Annotated in this window: 23 protein-coding genes; 12 read left to right on the top strand and 11 right to left on the bottom strand. The window is 34.6% G+C overall.

Annotated features, from left to right (window positions below; all coding sequences use genetic code 11):
• The first annotated feature begins 140 nt into the window (after window positions 1-140).
• The 8 genes from Q0X02_RS06040 (at window position 141) to Q0X02_RS06075 (ending at window position 9,668) form a co-directional block, all read left to right on the top strand.
• Window positions 141-686 carry a GNAT family N-acetyltransferase gene (locus Q0X02_RS06040; RefSeq protein ID WP_297813034.1) on the top strand — a complete coding sequence of 182 codons (546 nt, stop codon included), beginning with the start codon at window positions 141-143 and terminating at the stop codon, window positions 684-686.
• A gap of 1 nt (window position 687) precedes the next feature.
• Window positions 688-2,085, top strand: a complete 1,398-nt coding sequence (locus Q0X02_RS06045; RefSeq protein WP_297813037.1) for an MATE family efflux transporter — start codon at window positions 688-690, stop codon at window positions 2,083-2,085.
• Between the two features lie 85 nt (window positions 2,086-2,170).
• Window positions 2,171-3,640 carry a glutamate--tRNA ligase gene (gltX, locus tag Q0X02_RS06050; protein ID WP_297813040.1) on the top strand — a complete coding sequence of 490 codons (1,470 nt, stop codon included), beginning with the start codon at window positions 2,171-2,173 and terminating at the stop codon, window positions 3,638-3,640.
• An 8-nt stretch (window positions 3,641-3,648) separates the two neighbouring features.
• Entirely contained in the window at window positions 3,649-5,037 is a 1,389-nt protein-coding gene (cysS, locus tag Q0X02_RS06055; protein WP_297813043.1) for a cysteine--tRNA ligase, read from the top strand.
• On the top strand, window positions 5,037-5,798 hold the full coding sequence (gene thyX / locus Q0X02_RS06060; RefSeq protein ID WP_297813046.1) for an FAD-dependent thymidylate synthase: 762 nt from the start codon (window positions 5,037-5,039) through the stop codon (window positions 5,796-5,798). Before cysS ends, thyX begins: the two co-directional genes overlap by 1 nt.
• A gap of 15 nt (window positions 5,799-5,813) precedes the next feature.
• On the top strand, window positions 5,814-6,659 hold the full coding sequence (locus Q0X02_RS06065) for a DegV family protein (protein ID WP_297813049.1): 846 nt from the start codon (window positions 5,814-5,816) through the stop codon (window positions 6,657-6,659).
• 18 nt (window positions 6,660-6,677) lie between these two features.
• On the top strand, window positions 6,678-8,048 hold the full coding sequence (locus Q0X02_RS06070) for an MATE family efflux transporter (protein ID WP_297813052.1): 1,371 nt from the start codon (window positions 6,678-6,680) through the stop codon (window positions 8,046-8,048).
• A 339-nt stretch (window positions 8,049-8,387) separates the two neighbouring features.
• Window positions 8,388-9,668: a dicarboxylate/amino acid:cation symporter gene (locus tag Q0X02_RS06075; protein WP_297813055.1), complete on the top strand. Its 1,281-nt coding sequence runs from the start codon at window positions 8,388-8,390 to the stop codon at window positions 9,666-9,668.
• Window positions 9,669-9,729: 61 nt separating this feature from the next.
• Here the strand turns inward: Q0X02_RS06075 and Q0X02_RS06080 are convergent, their stop codons facing one another.
• Window positions 9,730-10,659: a linear amide C-N hydrolase gene (locus Q0X02_RS06080; RefSeq protein ID WP_297813058.1), complete on the bottom strand. Its 930-nt coding sequence runs from the start codon at window positions 10,657-10,659 to the stop codon at window positions 9,730-9,732.
• 1 nt (window position 10,660) lies between these two features.
• Window positions 10,661-12,046 carry a UDP-N-acetylmuramate--L-alanine ligase gene (murC, locus tag Q0X02_RS06085; protein WP_297813061.1) on the bottom strand — a complete coding sequence of 462 codons (1,386 nt, stop codon included), beginning with the start codon at window positions 12,044-12,046 and terminating at the stop codon, window positions 10,661-10,663.
• Window positions 12,047-12,187: 141 nt separating this feature from the next.
• Between murC and Q0X02_RS06090 the strand changes: the two genes are divergently transcribed.
• Both Q0X02_RS06090 and Q0X02_RS06095 read left to right on the top strand, forming a co-directional pair.
• Entirely contained in the window at window positions 12,188-12,973 is a 786-nt protein-coding gene (locus tag Q0X02_RS06090; protein WP_297813063.1) for a PfkB family carbohydrate kinase, read from the top strand.
• 98 nt (window positions 12,974-13,071) lie between these two features.
• Window positions 13,072-13,944 carry a YitT family protein gene (locus tag Q0X02_RS06095; RefSeq protein WP_297813066.1) on the top strand — a complete coding sequence of 291 codons (873 nt, stop codon included), beginning with the start codon at window positions 13,072-13,074 and terminating at the stop codon, window positions 13,942-13,944.
• Window positions 13,945-14,060: 116 nt separating this feature from the next.
• Here the strand turns inward: Q0X02_RS06095 and grdD are convergent, their stop codons facing one another.
• From grdD to Q0X02_RS06130, 7 genes are all read right to left on the bottom strand, one after another.
• Entirely contained in the window at window positions 14,061-15,206 is a 1,146-nt protein-coding gene (grdD, locus tag Q0X02_RS06100; RefSeq protein WP_297813069.1) for a glycine/sarcosine/betaine reductase complex component C subunit alpha, read from the bottom strand.
• Between the two features lie 10 nt (window positions 15,207-15,216).
• Complete coding sequence (gene grdC, locus Q0X02_RS06105; RefSeq protein WP_297813072.1) at window positions 15,217-16,764, bottom strand: glycine/sarcosine/betaine reductase complex component C subunit beta; 1,548 nt, start codon at window positions 16,762-16,764, stop codon at window positions 15,217-15,219.
• 35 nt (window positions 16,765-16,799) lie between these two features.
• Window positions 16,800-18,110: a glycine reductase complex selenoprotein B gene (grdB, locus tag Q0X02_RS06110; RefSeq protein ID WP_297813075.1), complete on the bottom strand. Its 1,311-nt coding sequence runs from the start codon at window positions 18,108-18,110 to the stop codon at window positions 16,800-16,802.
• A 25-nt stretch (window positions 18,111-18,135) separates the two neighbouring features.
• Window positions 18,136-18,612: a glycine/sarcosine/betaine reductase complex selenoprotein A gene (gene grdA / locus Q0X02_RS06115; RefSeq protein WP_297813078.1), complete on the bottom strand. Its 477-nt coding sequence runs from the start codon at window positions 18,610-18,612 to the stop codon at window positions 18,136-18,138.
• 69 nt (window positions 18,613-18,681) lie between these two features.
• The gene (locus tag Q0X02_RS06120) at window positions 18,682-19,974 is read right to left on the bottom strand and encodes a glycine/sarcosine/betaine reductase component B subunit (protein ID WP_297813081.1); all 1,293 of its coding nucleotides are present in this window, start codon (window positions 19,972-19,974) and stop codon (window positions 18,682-18,684) included.
• Between the two features lie 104 nt (window positions 19,975-20,078).
• Window positions 20,079-20,399, bottom strand: a complete 321-nt coding sequence (locus Q0X02_RS06125) for a thioredoxin TrxA (RefSeq protein ID WP_297813084.1) — start codon at window positions 20,397-20,399, stop codon at window positions 20,079-20,081.
• A gap of 26 nt (window positions 20,400-20,425) precedes the next feature.
• Window positions 20,426-20,797 carry a GrdX family protein gene (locus Q0X02_RS06130; RefSeq protein WP_297813087.1) on the bottom strand — a complete coding sequence of 124 codons (372 nt, stop codon included), beginning with the start codon at window positions 20,795-20,797 and terminating at the stop codon, window positions 20,426-20,428.
• Window positions 20,798-21,126: 329 nt separating this feature from the next.
• On the opposite strand from Q0X02_RS06130, the gene selA reads away from it, so the two are divergent.
• Window positions 21,127-22,512, top strand: coding sequence for an L-seryl-tRNA(Sec) selenium transferase (gene selA / locus Q0X02_RS06135; RefSeq protein ID WP_297813090.1), 1,386 nt, complete (start codon window positions 21,127-21,129; stop codon window positions 22,510-22,512).
• Between the two features lie 257 nt (window positions 22,513-22,769).
• Window positions 22,770-23,903, top strand: coding sequence for a hypothetical protein (locus tag Q0X02_RS06140; protein WP_297813093.1), 1,134 nt, complete (start codon window positions 22,770-22,772; stop codon window positions 23,901-23,903).
• Between the two features lie 200 nt (window positions 23,904-24,103).
• Here the strand turns inward: Q0X02_RS06140 and grdA (Q0X02_RS06145) are convergent, their stop codons facing one another.
• Window positions 24,104-24,580, bottom strand: coding sequence for a glycine/sarcosine/betaine reductase complex selenoprotein A (grdA, locus tag Q0X02_RS06145; RefSeq protein ID WP_297813096.1), 477 nt, complete (start codon window positions 24,578-24,580; stop codon window positions 24,104-24,106).
• Window positions 24,581-24,759: 179 nt separating this feature from the next.
• On the bottom strand, window positions 24,760-25,692 hold the full coding sequence (gene trxB / locus Q0X02_RS06150) for a thioredoxin-disulfide reductase (RefSeq protein ID WP_297813099.1): 933 nt from the start codon (window positions 25,690-25,692) through the stop codon (window positions 24,760-24,762).
• Between the last annotated feature and the right edge of the window lie 308 nt (window positions 25,693-26,000).

The following is a 26,000-nucleotide window of genomic DNA, read 5'->3' on the forward strand; positions in this document are numbered from 1 at the left end:
ATCAAATAACCTGAAATTAATTTCAGGTTATGCTTGACTTTTGTTAGCAGGTTTTCTTGTGAAATTTTAAACTGAAATTGATTGACGAATGATTTTCTAGGATATATCATTATATAGATTGAAAAATTTTGGAGATAAAAATGCAATACGAAAATTTTATTTTAAAATGTGGGAAAATAGAAATAAGAAATTTGAAAATGAAGTATTTAGATGATTTTCACGCATACGCCAGTCAAAAAGAGGTGGGACCTCAGGCAGGCTGGAAGCCACACAAGACAATCAAACAATCAAAGAGTATTTTGAAGGATTTCATCGAATCTAAATTAGAATATGGAATTTATTTAGAAGACAAGTTAATCGGGTTAATCGGTGTTTACGAGGATGATTATTTGTTCGATAAACCTGAATTTGAGGGAAAATCCGGAGTGGAAATTGGCTACAGCTTGAACAAAAATTATTGGGGCCGTGGAATAATGACTGATGTTGTAAAGTGTTTCGTAAATCATTTGATAAACGATTTGGATTATGATTACATTTCTTGCAGTTGTTTTGTTGATAATAAAAGAAGTCTACGAGTTATAGAAAAATCAGGTTTCAAATTCTTCGCAGAGCATTTTTTTGTAAATTACGATGGGAACAAAAAACCTTGTTACTATTATTATATCGAAAATTTCAAGGAGGGATAGATTGGGATTTGCTATAAACAAGAATAAATTTATCGGCGACAGAAAATTTTATAAGGGCGTGTTGGTGCTTGCAATTCCAATTATCATTCAACAGCTCATAACATCATTTGTAAATATGTTGGACAATATTATGGTCGGACAAACGGGAACTTACGCTATGAGCGCTGTCTCAGTTGCGAATCAATTGATTACGGTGTTCAGCTTGGCGATTTTCGGACTGGTGTCTGCTGCCAGTATCTTTGCAGCACAGTACGCAGGGAAAAAGGACTACAGAAACGTCCAAAACTGTCTGTACTTCGATGTCGCTCTGAGTTTTGTTGTATCTAGTATTAGCATTGTCGTTTTCTGGTTTTTTGGCGAGAAATTATTGTATTTATTTATGAATCCAAATACCGACAGCGAGAAAAACATCGCCATCACAATGCAATACGCACTAAATTATCTGAGGATTATGACTGTCGGATTCATTCCGTTTGCCTTTTCACAGTCGATATCATCGTCAATGAGAGTTAACGGCGAGACAAGGCTTCCAATGGTTACATCAATCGTCACTGTTTTTGTGAACTTTGTTTTTAATTTGGTATTGATTTTTGGACTTGTTGGATTTCCTGCTATGGGGCCAAAAGGAGCTGCGATTGCGACTGTGATTTCGAGATTTGCAGAACTGTCGATGTTTATTTATTTCGCAAACAAAACAAAATACAAATTCGAATTTTATTCTGGATTTTTCGAAAATTTTCACATAGATTTCAAATTGTTCGAGAAAATTACGATTGCAGGCATTCCTTTGATTGTAAATGAAGTGTTGTACTCATTGGGAATTACAGCGATTACACAATCATACTCCACGAGAGGAATTGAAGCGTTGGCAGCGTACAATATTTCACAGACAATCATTGGGCTTTTTATCGTGTTCAACTTGGCGATGGGAGATTGCATTTCAATTATGGTCGGACGACTTCTTGGACGTTATGAGATTGAAGAAGCAGTCGACACAGACAGAAAACTAATTGTGTTTTCATTTATCCTCGCTGTTTTTGTAGGTACAGTGTTGGTGATTTTGGCGCCGCTTTTTCCGGAATTTTACAACACAACAGAAGATGTAAAAATTATGGCGACGAATATGTTGAGAGTTGGAGGAGCGTTTTTGTGGATTTCCGCAGTCTACAATGCCTCGTACTACACTTTGAGAAGTGGTGGCAAGACGATAATAACGTTGGTATTCGACTCTGTTGGAATAGTTTTGATTTCATATCCAGTATCATTTTTGCTTGCAAAATTTACAGGATTTGACATCGTCACAATGTATTTGATAATAACAGCGATTGATTTTTACAAAATAATACTCGGATTGTTTTTGGTTAACAAGAGAATTTGGGTGAAAAATTTGGCAAAATAAAATTTTGATATTTTTTAATAAATGTGTATTTTGGCTATTTGTGATATAATTAAAGAAGTTAAATTTATTTTTTATGGGGGAAAATATGAGTGAAGTAAGAGTAAGATTTGCTCCAAGTCCAACAGGATTTTTGCACATTGGTGGACTTAGAACAGCTTTATATAATTATTTGTACGCAAAAAGAAACAACGGGAAATTCATTCTAAGAATAGAAGACACTGACAGAACGAGATTTGTCGACGGCGCAATCGAAAATCTATTGGAACAATTGAAATGGGCAGGACTCAATCCTGACGAGGGAGTTGTTCTTGGAGATGATGGAAATGTAACAGAAGTTGGGGATTGTGGCCCTTATGTTCAATCTGACAGAGTAAAACAAGGCTTGTATAAAAAATACATCGATGAATTGATAGAAAAAGGATACGCTTATTACTGTTTCTGTTCAAAAGACAGATTGGATCAAGTAAAGGCACAACAAAAAGCTGACGGCTTGATGCCAAAATACGACGGACTTTGCAGGGGAATCAGCATTGAAGACGCTAAGAAGAGAATTGCTAACGGCGAAGAATACGTCATCAGATTGAAGCTTCCTGAAAACAAAGAAATAACATTCAACGATGCGATAAAAGGCAAGATAACTTTCAACACAAATGATATGGATGATCAAGTTTTGATAAAATCAGACGGATTTCCAACTTATCACTTCGCAGTTGTTGTTGACGACCACTTGATGGGAATTACTCACATCGTTCGTGGGGATGAATGGATTTCTTCCACTGCAAAACACGTCTATATGTATCAATGTTTCGGATGGGATGTTCCAGAATTTGTTCACTTGCCGGTTGTTTTGAACAAATCGGGAAAGAAATTGTCCAAGAGAAACGATGACGTAGCTGTAAAAGATTTCAGAAAAAAAGGATACTTGCCAGAAGCGATTGACAATTACCTTGCACTTGTAGGTTGGTCGAGCGAAGACAACCAAGAAATCTTGTCTATGGATGAATTGAAACAAAAATTTGACTTCAGCAGGGTTTCAAAATCCGGCGGAGTATTCGACACCGAAAAATTAAACTGGATTAACAGACATTATATTAAGGAAATAGAAGACGAAAAACTCGAATCGATGTTAAAACCATACTTGGTTGACAGCGGTGTGATTTCACAAGATTATCCGGATTACAAAATGATTGAAATAGCTTCTTTGTTCAAAGAAGAGTTGGATTATTTGGAAGAAATCACTGAAAAAGTAGAGTTCATTTTCAAAGATTACGAAATGGATGAAGATGCCAAGGAATTTTTGAATTACGAAAGATTAGATGAACTAATGAATGCTTTGAAAGAAGAAATAGAATCTGTCGACGAAATCGAGAAAGAATTTGCATCAGGCGTTATGAAAAAAGTTCAAAAGAAAACAGGAATAAAAGGAAAAGATTTGTGGATGACAACTAGAGCTGTGGTTACTGGAAATGTTCACGGACCGGATTTGGATTCCATAATGGTTGTTCTTGGAAAGAAAGAAGTGTTAGATAGAATCGACAAAGCTTTGAATAGATAGGAGAAGATATGAAGTTATACAATACACTGACACGAAAAAAGGAAGAATTTAAACCAATTAAAGAAAATAATGTCGGTATATACGTATGCGGACCTACAGTTTACAACTATATTCACGTTGGCAACGCTAGGCCAATTGTCGTTTTCGATACATTGAGAAGATATTTCATCTACAAAGGATATAAGGTAAAATTTGTCAGCAACTTCACCGATATCGACGACAAAATCATCAACAAAGCAAAAGATGAAAACATCGACTTCAGAGAAATCACCAAGAAATACATCCAAGCCTATTTGGAAAATGTAAAGGGACTTAACTTCGACGAAGAAGACACAATTCATCCTAAAGCTACGGAATATATCGGAGAAATGATAAAATTTGTAAAATCATTAGAAGACAAGGGTGCAGCTTATAATGTCGATGGAAATGTGTATTTTGATATAACTAAGGCAAAGGACTACGGAAAATTATCCAAGAAAAACATCGACGATTTGAGAGCTGGAGCGAGAATTGACGTCAACAGTGAGAAGAAAAATCCGATGGATTTTGCTCTGTGGAAAAAAAGAAAAGAAGACAGCGAACCAGCTTGGCAAAGCCCTTGGGGAATGGGAAGACCGGGCTGGCACTTGGAGTGTTCGGTAATGAGCAAATCTATTTTGGGAGACACTATCGACATTCACGCTGGCGGAGAAGATTTGCAATTTCCACATCACGAAAATGAAATTGCCCAATCAGAAACATGCACAGGAGCTCACTTTGCAAATTATTGGTTGCACAATTCTATGATTACTGTGGACAAAGAAAAAATGAGTAAATCAAAGAATAACTTCTTCTTGTTAAAAGATATCGAAGAACAGTTTGATTTGGAAGTTATAAGATTGTGGTTGTTGTCAGTTCATTACAGAAATCCTATCGATTTTAGCCACGACACACTAGTTGCCACACAAAATTCTCTTGAAAGATTGTACACAGCGAAGAAATATTTGAATAGAATTTTGAAGAATGCAACAGAATTTGAAGCAGACGATAAAAACATTCAAGCATTTAGAGAAAAATTTGAACAGGCGATGGATGATGACATTAATACATCTGACGCTATCAGCGTGTTGTTTGATTTTGTGAAATACATCAACAAAAACTACGATGATAAAACATCAAAGATAGTCTTAACACAGGCAAAGAAATTGATGGATGACATTTCTTATGTTTTGGGAATTTTGTTCAAAGAGGAAGACGATACTTTGGATTCTGAAATTGAAGATTTGATACAACAGAGAAATGCGGCAAGGAAACAAAAAGATTTTAATAAAGCCGATGAAATAAGAGACAAGCTTTTATCTATGGGAATCGTGTTGAAAGATACCAGAGATGGAGTTGTATGGGAGAGAAGTAATTAATGAAAGTCAATTTGATTAGATACACACAAGATGCTCAGAAATTAGTTGCAGCCAGTGCCAAACTTTGCTATTCAGATAGTTCTGTTATGGATATAGAAGACGGATTAACAGATGAAAATGTCGAAAATTTCATAAATAAACTGATGAATATCGGACATATGTCACCAGTTGAGCACATCAGCTTCACATTTGCAATAGAAGGTGTATCTAGGACGTTGACTCATCAATTGGTAAGACATAGATTGGCAAGCTTCTCACAACAATCACAGCGTTACGTCAGAACTACAAACTATGAATATATCACTCCACCCAAAATCAAAAACAATCCAAAAGCACTTGAAATCTACGAGAAACATATGCAACAGACTTTACAAGCGTATAATGAATTGACAGAAATTTTAATAAAAGAAGAATACGATAAATTGATTGAACAAGGATTAGATGAGAAAAAGGCTCGTTCAATCTCTGAAAAAAGTTCCATAGAAGATGCAAGATACGTATTTTCAAATGCGACGGAAACAAAACTCGTGCTCACGATGAATGCGAGGGAGCTTTTGCATTTTTTTGAAGCTCGTTGTTGCGAAAGGGCTCAATGGGAAATAAGAAATATGGCGACATTGATGTTGATTGAAGCAAAGAAAGTTTGCCCTCAAATTTTCAAAAAAGCAGGTCCTGGTTGCGTAAAGGGAATTTGTCCAGAGGGAAAGATGACTTGTGGAAAAATAAAACAGGTAAGAGAGTATTTTAATAATCTTGATTAGTAATAGGAGATATTTATGGAAAAAATAGCAATTTTAACAGACTCAGGTAGTGAGATTACACCAAAAATAGCACAAGAATACGGTATTGAATTGATACCTCTTCATATAAATTATTCCGATGAGTCTTTCAACGACTTCACAGTTAAACCTCAGTATATTTACGATAATATCGACAGAGAAATTCCAAAGACATCTATTCCATCTCTCGGAGATATAGTGGATAAATTCAAGGAAATCAAAGAAAAAGGATTCGACAAGATAATCTGCATTTCAATTTCATCGAAATTAAGCGGAATGTACAACGCTTGTATGCTTGCAAAAAGTCAAGTTGAAGATGTAGACATTGAAGTTTTTGATTCGAAAAATATATCAATGGGCACGGGATTTTTTGCAATATTTGCGAGAAAATTAATCAACGAGGGATTGTCATTTGAAGCTGTAATCGACAAAATGAAATCAAAAATAAAAGATTCCGTTCCTATTATAACTTTGGATACACTAAAATATCTCACATTAGGGGGAAGAATTGGGAAAGTCACAGGAATTGTTGGAAATCTTTTGAATTTGAAACTTATAATATCTTGCAACGAAGATGGAGAGTACTACACTGTAGAAAAAAATCGTGGCACTATGAAAAACATAAATAGTGCAATCAATATTGTAAAGAAAGAATTATCTGAAATCAAAGATTATTATTTGGTTTTGTTACAAGGAGACAATCAAAGCGCATTGGATTATGCCAAAGAAAGTATGAAAGATTTGATAGAAGGAGCAAAATTTTTCTACGAAGGTCAAATAGCACCGACATTGTCAATCCATACGGGACCAGGATTGTTAGGGATTTGCTATTTTAAATTATAAAACCAAGGGGGGGAATTAATGGGTAAAAAAAGCAACATAGATTTTATAACCAATGGTAAAATTACCGATGTTATTTTTAAATTGAGCATCCCATTGATGATTAGCAATTTAATCAAAACCCTATATGGTATAACTGATGGAATATACGTCGCACAAATCAGCTCTGTTGATTATGCGGCGACATCTTTTACTTGGCCAGTTTTGTATTTATTTATTGCTGTTGGGCTTGGAGTAAGCGTTGCGGCAACGGCACTTATGAGCCAAAGGCTTGGGGCTAGAAAATTAGATGATTGTTCTATTTATGCTGGACACACGTTAGTGTTGACCAGTTTTCTAGGAGTAATTTTCAGTATTTTGGGAGTGATAACAGCGCCTTTTATTGTGAGATGGATGGGAGCGACAGGAAACTTCGAATACAAATCTTATATTTTCTTAGCGATAAATTCACTTGGATTGTTGTTTGATATGATATTTTTTGGATATCAGGCAATTCTCAATTCACAGGGAAGAACAAAATCAATGACTATTATCTCTACGATTTCTTCGGTGGCTAATGTAATCTTAGACCCTTTTTTTATATTTGACAGTGTTCTGGGAATACCGGGACTTAATATGGGACTAGCGGGTGCTGCTTGGGCGACTGTTTTGTCGAAGGTTTTGTTGGTTGTATTCGCAGTTAGAACTGTAAAAAAAGAATCGGAAATCGAAGTTAGTTTCAAAAACTTCAACTTCGATATGGGAATAATAAAACACATTTTTTCCATCGCAATTCCGGCATCACTCGGCTCCAGTGGAGAGGCTATTGGCTTTACAATTCTAAATGGTTTTATTCAATCTTACGGAACTACAACCCTTGCGGCTTTTTCGATGGGAAACAGATTATCCGATATTTTTAATCAAGGTTCAATTGGAATAGGGATGGCGTTGACATCAATTACAGGACAAAACATCGGAGCTGGAAAAAAAGAAAGAAGCAAACAAATTTTCAAACGAGCTAACATTATCATCACATTTTTTTCGTTGATTTCCGCAATGATTATTTTGGTTTTCAAAGACCAGCTGTTGTCGATTTTCATCAAGGACAAGAGTGATATCGAACTATGGGCTCAAGCGAGCGAATATATGTATTACTCTGCAGTAATCACATTTTTTATGGGATATTTTTCGGCTATTAATGGATTCTTTCAGGGAATTGGAAAAACAAAACTCACAATGTTTTTGTCACTTGCAAGATTGTGGGCACTGAGATTGCCGTTGATTGTTATACTTAAACATTTGACGAATTTGGAATCAACTGGAATTTGGATATCGATGTTGGTTTCAAATGGACTTACAGTTTTAATTGGATTTATAATTTATTCAAGAGGAAAATGGGATAGATTGGACTGATGCTCTGCATTGGTCTTTTTTTTATTGGGTAAATTTATAAATTAAAATATTGAAACATTTAGGGGGAATTTTACCAAAAATCAAAAATAAAATGTTATTTATTTTTCGTTGAAATTTCGGGATAATTTGCTGAAAACAAAATACATAAAATATTAGCAATTCAAAAATGATTTTTGAAAAACATTTAAAAACGTGTAAATAAAAGCGTTAGATGGATTTATAGGAAAATACAATACCCATATATCAGGGAAAACGATATATAATTTATAATATTTATTGTTTATAATAAAACAATATGATAAGCTATTAAAGGAAAAAATAAAAAAAGGAGATGTTTATATGATTAAAAGTATAATCGCATTATTAGTTGCATTCGCAATTTGTGTAGTTATCGATCGTATGAAGAAAAAAGGTGTTTCTTTTATGATTAGAATTTTGCTTGCGACTGCTCTAGGTGCTGTGGTAGGACTTATTTTTAAAGGATATACAGATTATGTAGCAATATTTGGTAGAGTATTTTTGAGTTTGTTGCAAGCATTTGTAATTCCGCTATTATTATTCTCGATAATCACTACAGTATCATCATTGGAAAGCACTGAAAAATTAAGGTCATTGGGTTCAAAAACAATCGGAGTTTTAGCTTTACACAATGTTTTGGCTTCTGCTGTTGCATTAATTTTAGGTAAATTGGTTAATTTAGGGGTAAATTCAAACATCAAAATGGATGTTACTGATAAGGTAAAGGAAGTTCCTCCATTTGCAGATGTATTTGTAAGTTTCTTCCCTAAAAACATTGTTGACAGTATGTTGCACACAAAAGTTGTTCCTATAGTTATCTTCGCTGTTATCATCGGAGTAACTGTATTGAAGTACGCTAAGAAAGAAGAAATCAAACCATTTTTGGATTTCGTAGAAGCTGGTAATAAAGTAATGAATAAAGTAATAGGAGAAATAATCGAATTTACTCCATACGCTGTGCTTTCATTATTGGCTCACCAAGTTGCAACTTTGGATTTATCATTCGTTACATCATTATTATTCTTATTATTAATGGTTTATGTAGGATGTTTCTTCCACACATTCATAACTACGACAGTGATGTTAAAATTAATGGCACATGTCAATCCATTTAAGTTCCAACGTAAATTCTTCCCAGCATGGTTATTAGGATTTACAACTCAAAGTTCATTGGGAACTTTACCAGAAAATATAAGAGAACAAGAAAAAATGGGTGTTCCAACAGAAACTGCATCATTTGCAGCATCAATTGGTACTACATTTGGTATGCCAGGTTGTGCAGCTGTATGGAATATTTTACTAGCAGTTTTCACAATAAACGCTCTTAATATTCCATTTACAATGACACAATATGTAATCATGGTATTTACTGCACTTCTTGCTTCTGCAGGAACAGTAGGGGTTCCAGGAACTGGTACTATGTTAAATGTAGCTTTATTTACAGCTATGGGATTGCCACTAGAAATGATTTTAGTACTAAGCCCAATCCAAGGTGTTGCTGATATGGCACGTACTTCAACTAACGTTCACGCAGGTGGTTCAACTGGCGTTCTAGTAGCAGCAATGCAAAAAGATTTAGACCTTCAAAAATACAACGCATAATAAAAACACAACAAAAAGAAGTAGATTCTATTATAGAAACTACTTCTTTTTTTGTGTAAAATTATATTTTTTTAAATTCCAATTTGTTTTCAAAATAATATGAGAACACCTCGTCCTCGTTTTTTATGTCATCAAAGTCTATCTTATAAATCTGTGTGTTGGTGTGCGTTCTGACAGCCATAGAGGCTGTTTGTGTGTCGAATGCACTGATGTAGCGAGTAAATGTATAGTAATCGTGAACATCGTTTTTAAAAAAGCCTTCAGTGATTTTAAGAGGCTCTAATATGCTGAATGCAGATGAGTAAGCTTCGTTTACATTGTTGGCCTTCTTGTGAGTGGACAAAATGTATTTTGCCCTTATAAACCTACTCACAGGGTCATACGCTCCTGTCAAATCTTTTATTTGGTTGAATTTGGATAAATCACCGATTGATTTCTCATATCTTTTCAAATGGGTAGAATATTTCGGAGAATTGGTCATAACTTTTGGATTATCTCCACAAGCTATCAGCTTGTTGTCCTTGTATTCCAGAATTGTAGATTTTCCAGTTCTGTCGACAAACATAAAGTGGAAATCAGGGCATATTACAGAATTTCCATCGACATCCTTGTTTGAAAGGTGAATATTGTCCAAATCCTCGACAAGTTCACAGACACTCTTGTAGTTTGCGAGAGCGTAATTCATAAAATCAAGCGAATTGGTGTTGATTTTGCCTTCAATCGGATGATGACTGAATAGATTATTGGCGATGAACATATTTGTGCAACCACACAATCCATATTCATTGACACCGTCTTTGATTGGGTATTTATTGTTGAAACACATTCCCATCATTTTGTATTTTGAAATCATAGGCTTGTGATACAAATCATCTGCGTAGTGAAAGCCACGAGGGATGTAGATGAAGTTGTAGTTGAGTGGTACCTCAAAATCGAGCGTACGGGCCATCACAGAGCCTTGTGGATAGTCCACAATAACAGTTGTACACATATTATTCAACAATCATTTTGGCAAGCACATCTGGATTTCCACAACCAGTTGTGATAACCAAATCATTTTCTTTGACATTTGCCCTCAAATAATCACGAGCTTCTTCAAAAGTCTTGTAGTATTTGGCATTGACACCATTTTGAACGAGTTTTTCCACCAAATCCGTTGAGTGAATACTGCTGTCAAATTTTTCCCTTGCAGCGTAGATTTCAGTGACGATAACCTCATCGCAATCGTAGAAGGCATTGGCGAAATCATTCAACAACATTTTAGTCCTAGAATAAGTGTGTGGTTGGAAAACACAGTAGAATTTGCCTTTTTTGTGTTCATTCAACGCCATTAACGTGTTTTTGATTTCAGTAGGGTGGTGACCATAATCAGTCTTAACCTCACAACCGTGATAAAATCCAACAGTTTCCATTCTTCTGTGAAGGTTATGATATTCTTTGATATTCTTTCTAATAGTTTCGATGTCAATGTGGAACTCATAGCAGGCCACAATAGCTGCAACAGCATCGTAGACATTGTGTCTTCCAATTATTGACAAGCTAAATTGCTCATCCTTGTCAAACCTTTTTGACGACACAACAAAAGAAGGATTACCCTTTTCATTGAAGGTAATATCTTTTATATTGTAATCGGCTTTTTCGTTCTCAATTCCAAAAGTAATAATTTCACCTTTAATATGAGACAATAGAGGTTCGCAATTTTTGTCGTCGATGTTTATAATTGCCTTTGAATTTTCGTCCAAATTTTTCATATATCCAATGAAAGTGGCAACAATATGGTTCAAATCCTTGTAGAAATCAAGATGGTCTTCATCAATATTTAGAATGATTGCCATTGAAGGGTAGTAATTCAAAATATTTGCCTTGTATTCACACGCTTCAGTAAGCATATACTCGCTGTTACCACAGTGAACATTGCCTTGAATTTCGTCCAATTTTCCGCCCAATAGTATAGATGGGTCAACATTAGCAGCCAGCAAAATCTTAGAAATCATAGACGTAGTAGTCGATTTCCCGTGAGAGCCACTGACACCGATGGAATATTTGTAATTTCTCATCAAAGCTCCCAAGAAAACACCACGACTTACAACATCGCAGCCACACTCACGAGCAGCAATCAATTCTTCGTTGTCATCCAAAATTGCATCAGTGTAGATGATTAAATCAGGATTTTTAATATTTTCTTTTTTTTGACCGATAAAAATTTCAATTCCAAGACTCCTAAGGTGTTGTGTCTCGTCAGATTCTTCTCGGTCACTACCAGAAATTTTGTAACCATAATGATTCAATAATTCAGCGATACCACTCATAGAAATACCACCGATTCCGATGAAGTGGATGTATTTATATTTGTGTTCTTCTATATTAAAATTAAACATATTGCCTCCTTGTAACAAACTTATTATACCACAAAAAATACCGAAAATTTGAGGTTTTAAGATAACAAATTTTTACAAAAATTCAAAGATTTTTATATCGATAATATCAGCATTAGTGTTATAATTAGAAAGAGGGAAAAAATGAAAGATATATTATTAATAAACGATATGCCAGGATACGGAAGAGTCGCACTGAGTTGTATGATTCCTGTCTTATCTAACAAAGGAAAAAGTGTTTTTAATTTACCGACAGCAGTAGTTAGCAACACTCTCGATTATGGAAAATTCGCAATACTCGATACAACAGAATATATGAAACAAGCGACAAAAGTGTGGGAAGAATTGGATTTTAGTTTTGATTTGATAGCTACAGGATTTTTGAACAGCCTAGAACAAGTTGATATAATAAAAAATTTTATTTCAAAACAAAAAAACAATCCCGATATTATCATCGACCCAATAATGGCAGACAATGGCAAACTCTACAACGGCTTAGATGAAAAAAACATAGAAAATTTTAGAAAATTAATAGACATTGCCACAGTTATCATTCCAAACGAAACAGAAGCTAGAATGATTTCAGATATGATCAACGCTCCAATAAAAAAAGTCGCAGAAAAACTCATTCAAATGGGTGCGAAATACGTCGTTATAACAAGCGTAGAAGAAGATGGTGAGCATTTTGTGTTGTGTATGGACGAAAAACTACAATTTGACAAAATTCACTACGAATACATCGACACATCTTATGCGGGAACAGGGGATTTGTTCTCAGCTTTATTTATAAGTCAATACACAGAAAACAAATCTATTTTTGATTGTGCAAAGTATGCAAGCTTAAAGACAACACAATTATTGAAACTTTCGTTGGATATTGATGACAAGGCTAGAGGACTTCCAATTGAGAGATTTATCGATATTTTATAGCTCGACGGCAAATAATTATTTTAATATCTGTATTATTACATTGTAAACTTAGATTTCAATTGTTATAATGATATTGCATCAATGGTTAGGGGGATAATATGATTGATTTAGAAGCCTTGGAGAGGAAAAACAAAAGAAAAAGCGTAATAATGATAGCGATTGGAGTATTGATGATAGCTATTGGAATACATTTCTTTTTAGCTCCAAACAAAATGTCCCTTGGTGGGGCAGCGGGAATGGCTATAGTAATAGGAAACTTCATACCAATATCTACAGGACCGATACTTATAATAATCAACACGATACTTTTTATAATAGGATTTATAATGCTGGGAAAAGCTTTTGGTTTGAAAACAATAATTTGTGCAATCGGACTTAGCGTTATCGTATGGATAATGGATATTTTCATTCCAGTAAAGAAACCGTTGTTCGATGGCAAAATGATTCAACTGGTAGCGGCAGTAATGGTTTATGGAACAGGAGTTGGAATTGTACTCAACAACTACGCATCCACTGGAGGTTCAGATATATTTGCAAAAATTTTGAACAAATACCTCGGAATAGAACTTGGAAAAGGATGTTTAATTGTAGATTTTCTGATAACACTATCGGCGTGGTATGCTTACGGAACTGAAATCGCAATTTATTCACTCGTCGGCACTGTTATGAACGGAATAATAATTGATTTGACAATTAATGGTATGAATACTTCCAAATTATGCACAATAACAACATCAAAACCCGATGAGGTATGTAAATTTTTGGTTGACAATTTGACAAGGTCAGCAAATATTTACACGGCAAAAGGCGCATATTCTGGAATGGAAAAACAAATCGTACAAACCGTAGTCAACAACAGAGATTTTATAATGTTAAAAAAATATATCCAAACAATAGACCCATTGGCATTCGTAATAGTATGCAATGCAAGTGAAACTTACGGTTGGAGATGGAGAAATATAATAGAATAAAAATTATAAAAATGAGATTATAAATTTTAGCATCAGCTGAGATTTATAATCTTTTTTTATTTATAAAACAAAAAAAGATGTGTGGCTAACCACACATCTTTTTAAAAGCCTATAGATTACTCTATAAAACCATTTTGTCTTAGTATATTTGATGCCTTGTCTAAGTTTGCATCTGATACTTGAACGATAGGACCAGTACAGCCCATACCGCTTTCAGCGTATATGTTTTCTTTCCATAATGCTTGAACAGCATCTTCAATTTCAAGAATATCAATACCTGAAATTGTAGCAGATACTACTTCTTTATCTGGCATTTTAACTTCTTCTGCAGCTTCTTTTGGAGCTTCTTTCTTAGTTAATGAGTCTAAGATTGCTGAGAAACCAGAAGAGTTAGCTTGTTTGTAAATAGCTTTTTTATTTTTATCAATTCCACCAGCTACAGTTTGGTAAGCATATTTTAAAGCATTTGCAACTACAGGAGCACCTGAAGCACGAGATACTATAAATATGTTTCTTTCATAGCCTTCACCGATACCAGGACCATATCCGAAACCAGTTGTTTCGTAATTTCCACCAGATGTGAATGAGCCGAACATCTTCATCAACAAGTTACCTGTTAATGAATCAGTAACCATTACATCACAGCTTCCCATAAGAAGGTCGTTACCTCTCATTACGATACCACCGTCAGCTCTTTGGCTTTCAGCAAATTCGATATCGAATCCGTTATCTTTGAAGTGTTTCAAAGCTTTTTCTACTTGTCTTGCACCATCGATGTTCAAAATACCAACTGTTGGTTTTGCAATACCGCAAGATTTAGCAGCGATAATACCTGCAACTGCATTTCTTACCATTGCTTTAGTTCTTTCAGTATCGCTAGTTCCTGTTGTAGTAGCTAAGAACATTTCTTTGCCGTGACCAGGAGTGTATACTCTACCAACTGTTGAAACACCGATAGGGAAGTTGTAGTGAAGTGTAACGCAAGCTTGAATTTCACCATTGTCTAGCAATTCTTCCATCTTCTTGTACATATCTTCATCGTTATCAACTTCATAAGTTTCATGTTCGTCATCAACTTTTTCACCGATAACAACTACTTCAAAAAGATCAGATTTTGCTAATTCAATAGCTTTTTTCATATTTTCAACGCCGTGTTCACTACCTAAAGTAGTAAGACCGATTTTTATTTTCTTACCAAATTTTCCGCTTTCGATAGCTTCAGATATTTCAAGAAATACTTCGGAAATTTTTTTGTTATCCATGTCTACACCTCTATTCTGCTAAAAGATTTTCAGCTAGTTTTCTCATGGATTCTGCGATTACTTTCTTAATTTGATCCTTTTCTGATTCAGATGAAACTGATGATTCATCTTCCATTTTTCCATCATTTCTTTCCATAACGATAGATACACCATCAAATAAGTTAGTCATTCTACCTAGGAACAAACTACCTTTACCAACGAACATTACTCTGTTGTAATCTCCTTCAGTTAAATCTTTGATAGCGTGTCCTGCATAAGGAATACCAGATGGGATGTGTCCTTGTGTTGGAGCCCAACCAACTAAGCCTTTATCAGTGATGAAGTTAGCTAATTCTTTTCTGTCGAGAACTCCTTGTTTAACAGCAAGGGCAGCAATCATTTTATAGTTAGCTTCAGGAACATTTCCAGCTCCAGCAGGTTTAGTGATATCAGGGTTTTGCATTTCTACAGAATATTTATCTACATCAGTAATCTTAAGACCATTAGCTTCTAATGATTCAGATACTAAGCTTGAGATAACTGCTTGTGGTGAAGAACCAGTCTTAACAGTGTGACGTCCTACGATGTCAGTTCTTAATACTGGATGAACTCCATCATTTTCTGAAATTAAAATTGCAAATCCACCAACTACGTCTTCAAGAACAGGGAAGCCCTTTTTAACGTGGTCTTTAGCGTTCATACCTAATTTTGCAGTTGAACCACCTGCTACTACCATTACGTTTTTATAAACACCAGATTTAACTAAAGCACTTGCTTCGATTAAAGAGTGGATAGGTGCTGCACAGAATCCTCTTGTATCAGAACCAGTTGCATTTTGCAATCCAACAACTTCTGCGATAGATTTAGCAAAGTTACCGCCACCTCTTTGGTTAACGTCTCCGCAAGCTTCTTCTGAACATTCGATTACATAATCAATGTCGTCTCTGTTAATGTTGTTCTTAGTAACTAATTCAACAGCTGCAAGTACACCTGAAGCTTTTACTACTAAGTTTTCAAACATTGTATGAGCAGATAAGTTTACATCGATATCGTGAGCAGCTTTAATATAACCACAAACTTTTCCGTCATGATATAAAGCTTCTGCCATATGAGTGTCGAATAATTCTTGGGCATTTGAAATGTCTGAACCTTTTAAGTGAGAAAAATATGGTTCCAAAATTGGATATTCTTCTTCGATTACTGGTTTAATTTCGTTTACAAATTCTTCAGAAAGTTTTACAAGGTCAAATGCATCACTCATTTGTAACAAAGCGATGAATACGTCTTGTTTTACGATTTTACCAAGTTTACCATCAGCTTTACCTTCTTCATAAGTGTGATTAGTAAATGGCATTTCGTAATTTTCAAGTTCTTGAGGTGCAACATTTCCTATATAAACTTGGTTAGGAAGGTATTTTACAACCTCATCAAAACTTCTAATGTGTTTTCCAACTTCTTTTAAGAATTCAGAATCTGGGTTTACAACTCTTTCAGTTTGACATGTTGATCCGTTTTGGATAATCATATCAGGAGTGTTGACTAATACATAGCCAGCTCCCTTTAATACTGGAAAATTCATCTGTTAACTATTCTCCTTTATTATTTATATTTGAATTAGTCTTCAAAAATTGTTTGATCTTCAACCTCAGTAGTTAAAGCTTTTAATGCCTTCATAACAATTTTTTTACGAAGACTATATTCTTCTTCTTTAGTTAATGCTGGGTTTCCTAATGGGTGAGGAATAGCAATAGCTGGGACAATTCTGTTAGCACCTACTGTCAATGAGATAGGAGTAACTGTACAAACGTGAACTACAGGGATTCCTGTACGTTCGATTGCTTTTACCATCGTTGCACCGCAACGTGTACAAGTACCTCAGGTACTAGTTAGAACAACTGCGTCTACGTTGGCATCTAATAATTTCTTACCAATTTCAGTTCCGAAAGCATCAGCGTTAGCTACGGCAGTACCGTTACCTACTGTTGAATACCAAGTTTCGTGTAATGAACCGATAACTCCTTCTTTTTCTAATTGTCTCATAACGTCGATAGGCAATACTCTGTCAGCGTCTTCGTTAGCGTATACAGGGTCATATCCACCGTGAGCTGTTTCTGAATTTTCTGGAGTTAAATCATTGATTCCGTGGAAATCATAAGAACCGTATTTAGTAGCTGAAGAAGATTCAATGTGGTCTGGGTTTCCTTTAGAAACTATACCACCAGAAGTTACAAGAGCGATTTTTGCTTTTGATAAATCTTTGATAGCTTTACCAGGTTCAACTCTGTCGAATGCTGGCATTGGATATTCTGTTTCGAATTCTTCGCCATTGATTTTCTTAATAAGCATTTCAACAGCTCTTTGAGAACCGATTTTGTCAGAGAAGAAGTTAACACGAACTCCTCTTTCAATATATCCTTCTTCTTTTGGAGAACCAATAGCTTCTCCCTTAGCAACCTTAGGACCTAATTTACCGATTTTCTTCATAGCGTCTCTCATACCAGCGGCACTATTCTTAGTTTCTACGATATAAACGTCCTTTTTGTACATATCTGCACCTGGGTTTTCAGGATACATACCTGTCAATACAGGGATATTTAATTCTTCTTTAACTGCTTTTGCCATTGTACCAGCAGCAACACCGTATCTACCAGCGTTGAATGCAGGACCTGTAACTACGAAGTCTGGGTTTGCTTCTTTAATCATTTCCAAAACTTCTTTTTGTGCTGATTCCATATTTTCTCCGAAATATGAGTCCCCACATACTACAGCTCTAACTACTTCAAACTCATCTCCTAATGCTTTAGCTAATTGAGTTGAAATAGGAGGTAATTCTTCTGCTATAAATGGTTTTGTATCAGCTTTTTCTTCTCCACCAATACCTGCGAAGAATTGGTTTATATAATGAACAACTTTAATTTTATCCATTAAGCTTACTTCCTTTCTTTATATCTTATAAAAATTTACAATATTCGCTTCTGATATCATTCATTTCTTCAGCGATTTCATCAACGTCAAGAACCATTTCCATCATACCAACTTGTTCATCATAAACGTCAGCATCGAATTGTTCTTTACATTCTGGTTCTACAACATGGTAAACTAACAATCCAAGTTCAACGCCTGCTAATGGGCCTGCGAATGTTGGGTCACCTGCTGTTACTGTTTCAGCTGCAAGACCTGCAGCTTCAGCTTCTGCGGCACCTAGAAGAACCACGATGTTTTCAGCTCCGTATTGATCAGCGAAGTCTTTAACTCTCTTTTGGTTTTCTAAGTCCATAGCTCCTGCACTAGTTCAGACGAAACATTCTGTAGATGAGAATATTACTTCTGTGTTTGGAACTGTATTTACACATGTTTCAATTGCAAGACCAGGTATTCCGTCACGGTCTCCAATTATGATAACTTTTTTATTTTCTAAAAATCCCATAATTTTCCTTTCTTAAAAATTGTTTTTATTTGTAGTCTTAAAATTTGTCTTTTATTTGTAGTTTATTGATTAATAAGTTTTTGCTGTTAATTTTCCGAATCCAGTTTCGTTAGTAGCACCTGTAATTGCTTGGATTTCTACTTCGATAGTACCGTCTTCTTTTAATGCTCCATCAGAACCACCAGCGATAGTATCAACAAAGTGAATGTGACCAATTACTTTGTCCATCTTTGGTAAAGTAATGAATTGGTTAGCGTTACCACATGTTACTACTGCGTTTGCTGAAGGGTCAGCGTCTGCTAATGATTGAGAAGCACCATCACGTCCTGCATATTCATCAGTGATGATTACAGTCTTGATTCCTTTAGCTTCAATCTTCTTGCAGTTCATGATTAAGTCAGTATCTGGGTTACCGAAACCTTCTTGTGATACGATAGCAGCGTCAGCTCCTAAGAATTCACAAAGTTTTGCAGTCATGTCAGAGTGTCTAACTTTATCCATCAAGTATACATTTTCGTTAGTGATAACAACTCCTAAGAAGTTGATTGATTTTCCGTGTTCTTTGTATAATTCTCTGATTACACCATTGTTTAAGTGAACGTAAGTTGGGTTTTTATCGCAAGCACTTACGCAGTTACCTGAACAAATTGCTCCGTCCATGATTTCTGTTGGGTATAAGAAAGTTGGAATAATTTTCTTAGCGTCAACGCCATAAACATAAGTGTCGTGTAATAAACCTTGAGTTTGTAACATGTAAACATATACAACTTTTGGTAATTCTGGATATTGTTTAACTTGTTCTAAGATTGGAAGAGTTTCGAATGTTTCCCATTCATCTGCTTCTAAATCTTTTGCTAATCTACCGATGAAATCAGTAATTCTTAAACCAGCCATTCTAACGCCAGCTTCGTGATTGTGTTGTTTAACACCTTCAACTGGTTCGATAGTTACAACTAGGTTAACTGTCTTAGAGAATGGAGTGTATTCTGCTCCTAAACCAGACATATCGATGATACCTTCTTGGAATCCTACGATTTTACCTGTTGTTACAACAGCGATGTCTTTAAGGGCAATAGTTTTACCTGAACCAACAGGATCAACTTTGTTTAATATTCCTGGGAATATTTCTCCACCTTCAACTTTAACTCTTGGTTCGTTAACATCCTTAACTGGTGTTATACGAGTGCTTTCACCTGGATGAGCGATATCAAAATCAATTGATTCTAAGTGTTCATCATCAGCTACTCCTGATACATCTGCTAATTCTTTTTTATTAAGATACAAAATGTGGTCTTCGATTCTTGACTCACCTTCATCAAAGATGATGTCTTTAATAAAAATCTTACCTAATTCAAGACGCATATCTTAACCTCCTATAATATTTTTTTATTTAAACTCAATAGGGGACTGACCCCTAATGAGTTCTTAACTAATTTGATAAACTACTATTTATAATCTCAAAAAGATTAGTTATAGTGTTTTTGAATCATTGCTTCTATGTTTTCTAATGTAGCGTCATCTTTATTGATTTCATCAATTTTTTGACCATCTTTGTACATTAACATAGTTGGCAATCCCAATACTTGTTGTTTAATAGCAACTCTTCTAGCTGAAGTAATGTTTAGTGAACAGAATTTAATTTTGTCACCGTATTTTTCAGCTAATTCATGTACGCCTGGCATAAGAGCCTTGCATGGTTCACAACCATCACTCCAGAAGTCTACGAATACTAATCCTTGAGATTCTAATACTTCTGGTTCAAAAGTTTTCTTGTCTAATTCTAACATTTCAAATGCCTCCTAAAATTTTTATATTAATATATTCTCTCCAAAGTTTGTGAAATAATGTCGTAATCAACGACCCTGAAATCATCTAAGATATCAGGTGTCCAACGCTTTGGCTTGGATATATTCATAAACTTAGTTGCAGTATTGATACAGTCTTCAATCATCATCAAAGAATCCATATCAAATTCATCACACTTTTCCAAAATTACAGTTCTAAAAACAGTTTCATTCGGTTTAACAGAACCGTAAAGTGGGTGAGTGAGTAGGCGATAATTTTGATGAATTAAATCGCGTGCTTTTTTCAAAATTCCGATGTAGTCGATATCGAAATAATTGACCTCAACATCAGTTCTTTTGATAGCATTTTTAAAAAATTCATTGTTTGTGATTAATAGCATCCTCTAACCTACCTATCTTTTTTTGACTTGTCATATCTCTTTCAAGTTCAATCATATTATATAACAAAATCTTGCAAATGTAATCATATATAGAAAATCATAATAACCGCTCATAAAACATAACAAAATACTTTAACAAAAAAAGTGATAAGACGCTAGCTTGTTAAAAGTAAAACATTTTATTCTAAATAAAAATTTGAAAATTAATTAAAAATTTTTCGATTATCGAGAATCGCGATACGATAGACATTTCTCTGCTCTTATATTATAATTTACTCATAAGTTAATGTCAAATAAGATATTTTTTACAAAAAATTAAGGAGCAACTAATGGAAATAAATATGAAAGAAATGTTCAAAAAACTTCCTCAAGTTTCAGAAATTTTAGAATCAGATGAAATTACAAAAAAGTCAAACGATTATCCTGAAATTATTGTGAAGGATTCTGTACGAGAATCAATTGAATTTTTTAGAAATAGAATATTAAATAAGGAAAATTTTGATTTTAATAATGAAGATGTCATAAAAAAGGCAATTGAGTTTATGGACAAAAATTTTTCACCGTCGTTGAAACCTGTTATAAATGCTACGGGCGTGATTTTACATACAAATCTTGGGAGGTCGTTATTGAATGAAAAAGTTGTGGATAATTTGTGCAAAATTGCTGCGAATTATTCAAACTTGGAGTACGATTTGGATTTGGGAAAGAGGGGTTCTCGTTATGTTCACGCAGTTGAACTACTAAAGAGAATAACAAAGGCAGAGGATGCTGTTGTCGTTAACAACAACGCGGCGGCAGTTTTTCTTGTGTTGAATACTTTGGCATATAATAAAGAAGCAATTATAAGTAGAGGGGAATTAGTTGAGGTAGGTGGCTCGTTTAGAATTTCATCTATTATGGAAAAGTCGGGTGCAAAATTAGTGGAAGTTGGTTCAACTAACAAAACACATATGTACGATTACGAAGACAATATTAATGAAAATACCGCTCTTATAATGAAGGTTCACACATCGAATTTCTCGGTAGTTGGCTTTAGCGAAAGTGTAAGTGGAGATGAATTGAGAAGTTTGTGCAATGAAAAAAGCATACATTTAATAGAAGATTTGGGTTCTGGTTCGTTGATTGATTTGTCCAGATTTGGATTGAGTTATGAGAGAACTGTAAAAGACTGCATTAATGAAGGAATTGATTTGGTTTCATTTTCAGGAGATAAAATTTTAGGAGGGCCACAAGCGGGAATCATAGTTGGAAAGAAAGAATTGATTGCTAAAATCAAGAAAAATCAATTGTTGAGAGCTTTCAGAGTGGACAAGTTCACATTGGGAGCATTGGAGGAGACTTTGAAGTTCTACTTGGACGAAAATACTGCAATTGAAAATATTCCGACGTTGAAGATGATATCAATGCCTTTGGAAGAAATTATGAGAAAGGCTGAAAAATTAAAATCTATGATTGAAAAAGAAGTTGACTTGGATATGGAAATCGTCAAAACGCAAAGCGAGGTAGGAGGGGGTTCGTACCCTATCGATAAGCTAAATTCTTATTCCATAGCCGTGAAACCAAAAATAAAGGTTTCAGAATTTGAAAGACGATTGAGATTGTCAGATGAGCATATTATAGGAACTGTCCATGATGATACATTCTTTATGGATTTGAGATGTGTTTTTGAGAGAGATTTCGAACGTATAGTAAATGTAATAAAATCAAATATTTAATTGAAAATTTTTAGGAAAATCCCGGATGTGAAATCCGGGATTTTAACCTTTTGACCAAAAATTTAAAAAAAATAAAGGAAAATATTTACAAAATTAGTTATCGTATGTTATAATAACCAAAGAGGAGTGATCCTTATTTTTTATTGTTTTTATTTTTTTGTGAAAAAAATTAATGTCAATTGAGTAAATATACTTATTTTTTTTTGAAAACGATACACCTATAATATCAATCAAAAAAAATATTTAGGAGGTAAATTATGAAACAAAAGTATAACATAGGCCAGGTTATTACCTATGCTGGAGCTTTTATCGCTTTGTTAATTGGTTCTGGATTTGCAACGGGCCAAGAAATTTTACAATTTTTCTCGTCTTATAGACTGTACGGATTGATAGGAATAATGATTTGTTTTGCATTGTTTACGTTTGCAGGACTTTCATTTTTGAATGATGGTTATTACCAAAAGTTTAAGAAGCCAAATGACATTTATAAATTGATGTGTGGTGACAAGATAGGTACTGTATTCGATTACTATGCAGTGTTCTTTATTTTCTTATCTTACACAGTAATGATTGCTGGTGCACAAGCAACGGCTGTTCAGCACTTCAATTCACCAAAATTCGTTGGTGGTGCTATTATGGCGTCGATTTGTATAATTGTTGTAATGCTTGGACTTGGTAAGATTGTAGATGTAATTGGTAAGATTGGTCCTGTAATTGCGATAATGGCAATTCTAATAGGCCTTATTTCTATATTTATGAATATGGACAAATTGCAAAGCAGCTTGTCACTAATGCAAACTCTAGTTGATGGTGGCAAAGTAAAAGTAGCCAGCAGTAACTTCTTACTAGCAGCAGGTTCTTACGTGGGATTCAATATGATTTGGTTAGTTGCATTCTTGGCAGAAGTTGGTAACAAGACAAAAAGCTTAAAAGATGCACAAGCAGGTGTTTATGTTGGTGCGACGGGTTTTTCTGTGGCAATCTTCATTATGAGTATTGCAATTTTACTATTAATACCAGAATTGTATGATTCACAAATTCCAGTTCTGATATTAGCTGGTAAAATCCATCCAATGTTAGCTACAGTATTCTCAATTTTTATAATGCTTGGAATATTTACAACATCTGTTCCTTTGTTGTGGACAGTAACTGGAAGATTCTTCCAAGAGGGAACTCCAAAATACAAAATTTTCACTTTAATAGCGGGAATTGTAGGAGCAATCATAGGACTTACATTAAAATTTGATTCGCTTGTAAATGTAGTTTACGTTGTAAACGGCTACATTGGAATGGTTCTACTTGCATGGATGATTTTTAGAACTGCATCGGGAAGAGCTAAAAAACAAAATATGGAAGCTGCAAAAAGAAACAATATTCCGTATGAAAAATAAAAATGGCTAATAGTCGGCTGTATAAGCTGACTATTTTTTTATGCACTCATTTATAAAAATTCACAATTTATCAGATAAAAAAATAACAATATAATCTATAAAAAAATAGAAGAACAAAAAGAAAAAACAGCTTTAAAATAAAGCTGTTTTTCTTAAATAATAATAAGAAGAATATTCACTAACAAGTGAAATGTTAGATTTTATAAAAATTTACAATATTCGCTTCTGATATCATTCATTTCTTCAGAAATTTCATCAACGTCAAGAACCATTTCCATCATACCAACTTGTTCATCATAAACGTCAGCATCGAATTGTTCTTTACATTCTGGTTCTACAACATGGTAAACTAACAATCCAAGTTCAACGCCTGCTAATGGGCCTGCGAATGTTGGGTCACCTGCTGTTACTGTTTCAGCTGCAAGACCTGCAGCTTCAGCTTCTGCGGCACCTAGAAGAACCACGATGTTTTCAGCTCCGTATTGATCAGCGAAGTCTTTAACTCTCTTTTGGTTTTCTAAGTCCATAGCTCCTGCGCTAGTTCAGACAAAACATTCAGTAGATGAGAAGATTACTTCTGTGTTAGCTACTGTATTTACACACGTTTCAATTGCAAGACCAGGTATTCCGTCACGGTCTCCAATGATTATAACTTTTTTATTTTCTAAAAAACCCATAATACATTCCTTTCTATACTTAAAATTTTATAATATTTTTCACCCGTAAATGGGCGAAATCTCTACAAACGAACATCATTCGTTCGTTGACACCATAATATTAACATAAACAAAAAAAATTGCAAATTTCATAACAGAAATTCGCAATTCTTTTATAGAAAATCTCAATAAATCGAAATTTAGAATTTGTCTACGTATTTTTCAGCTTGAGTAGCTGCGATAGCGCCATCTGCTGCAGCTGTAACTACTTGACGTAGAGTTTTTTGTCTAACATCACCAGCAACATAAACGCCTTCAACGTTAGTGTGCATATCTTCGTCAGCTAAAACATATCCGTAATCGTCTAAGTCGATTTTTCCTTTGAATACATCAGAATAAGGGATAGTACCTACGAATACGAATACACCCATTGTTCCGTCGTCTTCGTCACAGTGATATTCTTCTTCAGCGCCAGTTTCTTTGTCAACCATAACGATTGATTCCAAGATGCCTTCACCTTTGATTTCTTTGATAGAAGTGTTAAATCTCATTGACAAGTTGTCACATTCTTTAGCTTCGTCTTCGGCAGTCTTGTCGCATTTTAAGTGGTCGCCTCTAACTAAAAGAGTAACTTTTCTTGCAAATTTTGTTAAGTAAGTAGCTTCTTCAACTGCAGAGTTACCACTACCAACAACGAATACTTCTAAGTCAGTAAAGAAATCTGCATCGCAAGTTGCGCAGTAAGATACACCTTTACCAGTGAACTCTTTTTCACCTGGGCAACCTAATTTTCTTGGAGCAGCACCAGTAGCTATGATAACAGCCTTAGCTTCTAGGACATCTCCGCTTCTCAATGTAAGTTTTTTAACTTTGTCTGTGAAATCAACGTCAACAACATCTGCTCTTCTGATTTCTACTCCAAAGTTATCAATTTGGTCAGCCATTTTTTTGATTAAGCTTGGACCAGATTCTCCAACGATTCCACCAGGATAGTTTTCAATAGAATCAGTTGTTGTGATTTGACCACCAGTTTTTTGCTTTTCGACGATTAAAGTGTTCATCTTAGCACGTGCAGCGTATAAACCAGCAGATAGACCAGCAGGACCTGCACCAATAATAATTAAATCATACATGTAAATTCACTCCTTAAATTCTTTTTGAGTACAAACTCTCTTAATAATAATATCACAAACGTTCAAAAAAATCACTATATTGCACATCAAATTTAATTTTATTAAAAAATATTGAAATACATTTTCATTTAATATTGAAATACATTTTCATTTAATAAAGAAAAATCACAAAAATATTTTTTTATATTTTAAAAATAAAAAAAATTATAAAAATAATTCAGAAATTTAATACGTCGAAACAGCAGAAATAAGCGATATAATTGCTGTCTCTTATACACATCTGACGCTGCCGACGAAACCTTATGGGT

The organism is uncultured Finegoldia sp. (assembly GCF_947252345.1).
Lineage (GTDB): Bacteria > Bacillota > Clostridia > Tissierellales > Peptoniphilaceae > Finegoldia.

Bases quoted from the DNA above. Each gene is read 5' to 3' on its own strand.
- Q0X02_RS06120 (WP_297813081.1), bottom strand. From the start codon at position 19,974: ATGCGTCTTGAATTAGGTAAGATTTTTATTAAAGACATCATCTTTGAT.
- trxB (WP_297813099.1), bottom strand. From the start codon at position 25,692: ATGTATGATTTAATTATTATTGGTGCAGGTCCTGCTGGTCTATCTGCT.
- murC (WP_297813061.1), bottom strand. From the start codon at position 12,046: ATGTTTAATTTTAATATAGAAGAACACAAATATAAATACATCCACTTC.
- grdD (WP_297813069.1), bottom strand. From the start codon at position 15,206: ATGGATAACAAAAAAATTTCCGAAGTATTTCTTGAAATATCTGAAGCT.
- Q0X02_RS06070 (WP_297813052.1), top strand. From the start codon at position 6,678: ATGGGTAAAAAAAGCAACATAGATTTTATAACCAATGGTAAAATTACC.
- Q0X02_RS06075 (WP_297813055.1), top strand. From the start codon at position 8,388: ATGATTAAAAGTATAATCGCATTATTAGTTGCATTCGCAATTTGTGTA.
- gltX (WP_297813040.1), top strand. From the start codon at position 2,171: ATGAGTGAAGTAAGAGTAAGATTTGCTCCAAGTCCAACAGGATTTTTG.
- Q0X02_RS06080 (WP_297813058.1), bottom strand. From the start codon at position 10,659: ATGTGTACAACTGTTATTGTGGACTATCCACAAGGCTCTGTGATGGCC.
- thyX (WP_297813046.1), top strand. From the start codon at position 5,037: ATGAAAGTCAATTTGATTAGATACACACAAGATGCTCAGAAATTAGTT.
- Q0X02_RS06130 (WP_297813087.1), bottom strand. From the start codon at position 20,797: ATGCTATTAATCACAAACAATGAATTTTTTAAAAATGCTATCAAAAGA.
- Q0X02_RS06125 (WP_297813084.1), bottom strand. From the start codon at position 20,399: ATGTTAGAATTAGACAAGAAAACTTTTGAACCAGAAGTATTAGAATCT.
- Q0X02_RS06090 (WP_297813063.1), top strand. From the start codon at position 12,188: ATGAAAGATATATTATTAATAAACGATATGCCAGGATACGGAAGAGTC.
- Q0X02_RS06065 (WP_297813049.1), top strand. From the start codon at position 5,814: ATGGAAAAAATAGCAATTTTAACAGACTCAGGTAGTGAGATTACACCA.
- cysS (WP_297813043.1), top strand. From the start codon at position 3,649: ATGAAGTTATACAATACACTGACACGAAAAAAGGAAGAATTTAAACCA.
- grdC (WP_297813072.1), bottom strand. From the start codon at position 16,764: ATGAATTTTCCAGTATTAAAGGGAGCTGGCTATGTATTAGTCAACACT.
- Q0X02_RS06095 (WP_297813066.1), top strand. From the start codon at position 13,072: ATGATTGATTTAGAAGCCTTGGAGAGGAAAAACAAAAGAAAAAGCGTA.
- Q0X02_RS06040 (WP_297813034.1), top strand. From the start codon at position 141: ATGCAATACGAAAATTTTATTTTAAAATGTGGGAAAATAGAAATAAGA.
- Q0X02_RS06140 (WP_297813093.1), top strand. From the start codon at position 22,770: ATGAAACAAAAGTATAACATAGGCCAGGTTATTACCTATGCTGGAGCT.
- selA (WP_297813090.1), top strand. From the start codon at position 21,127: ATGGAAATAAATATGAAAGAAATGTTCAAAAAACTTCCTCAAGTTTCA.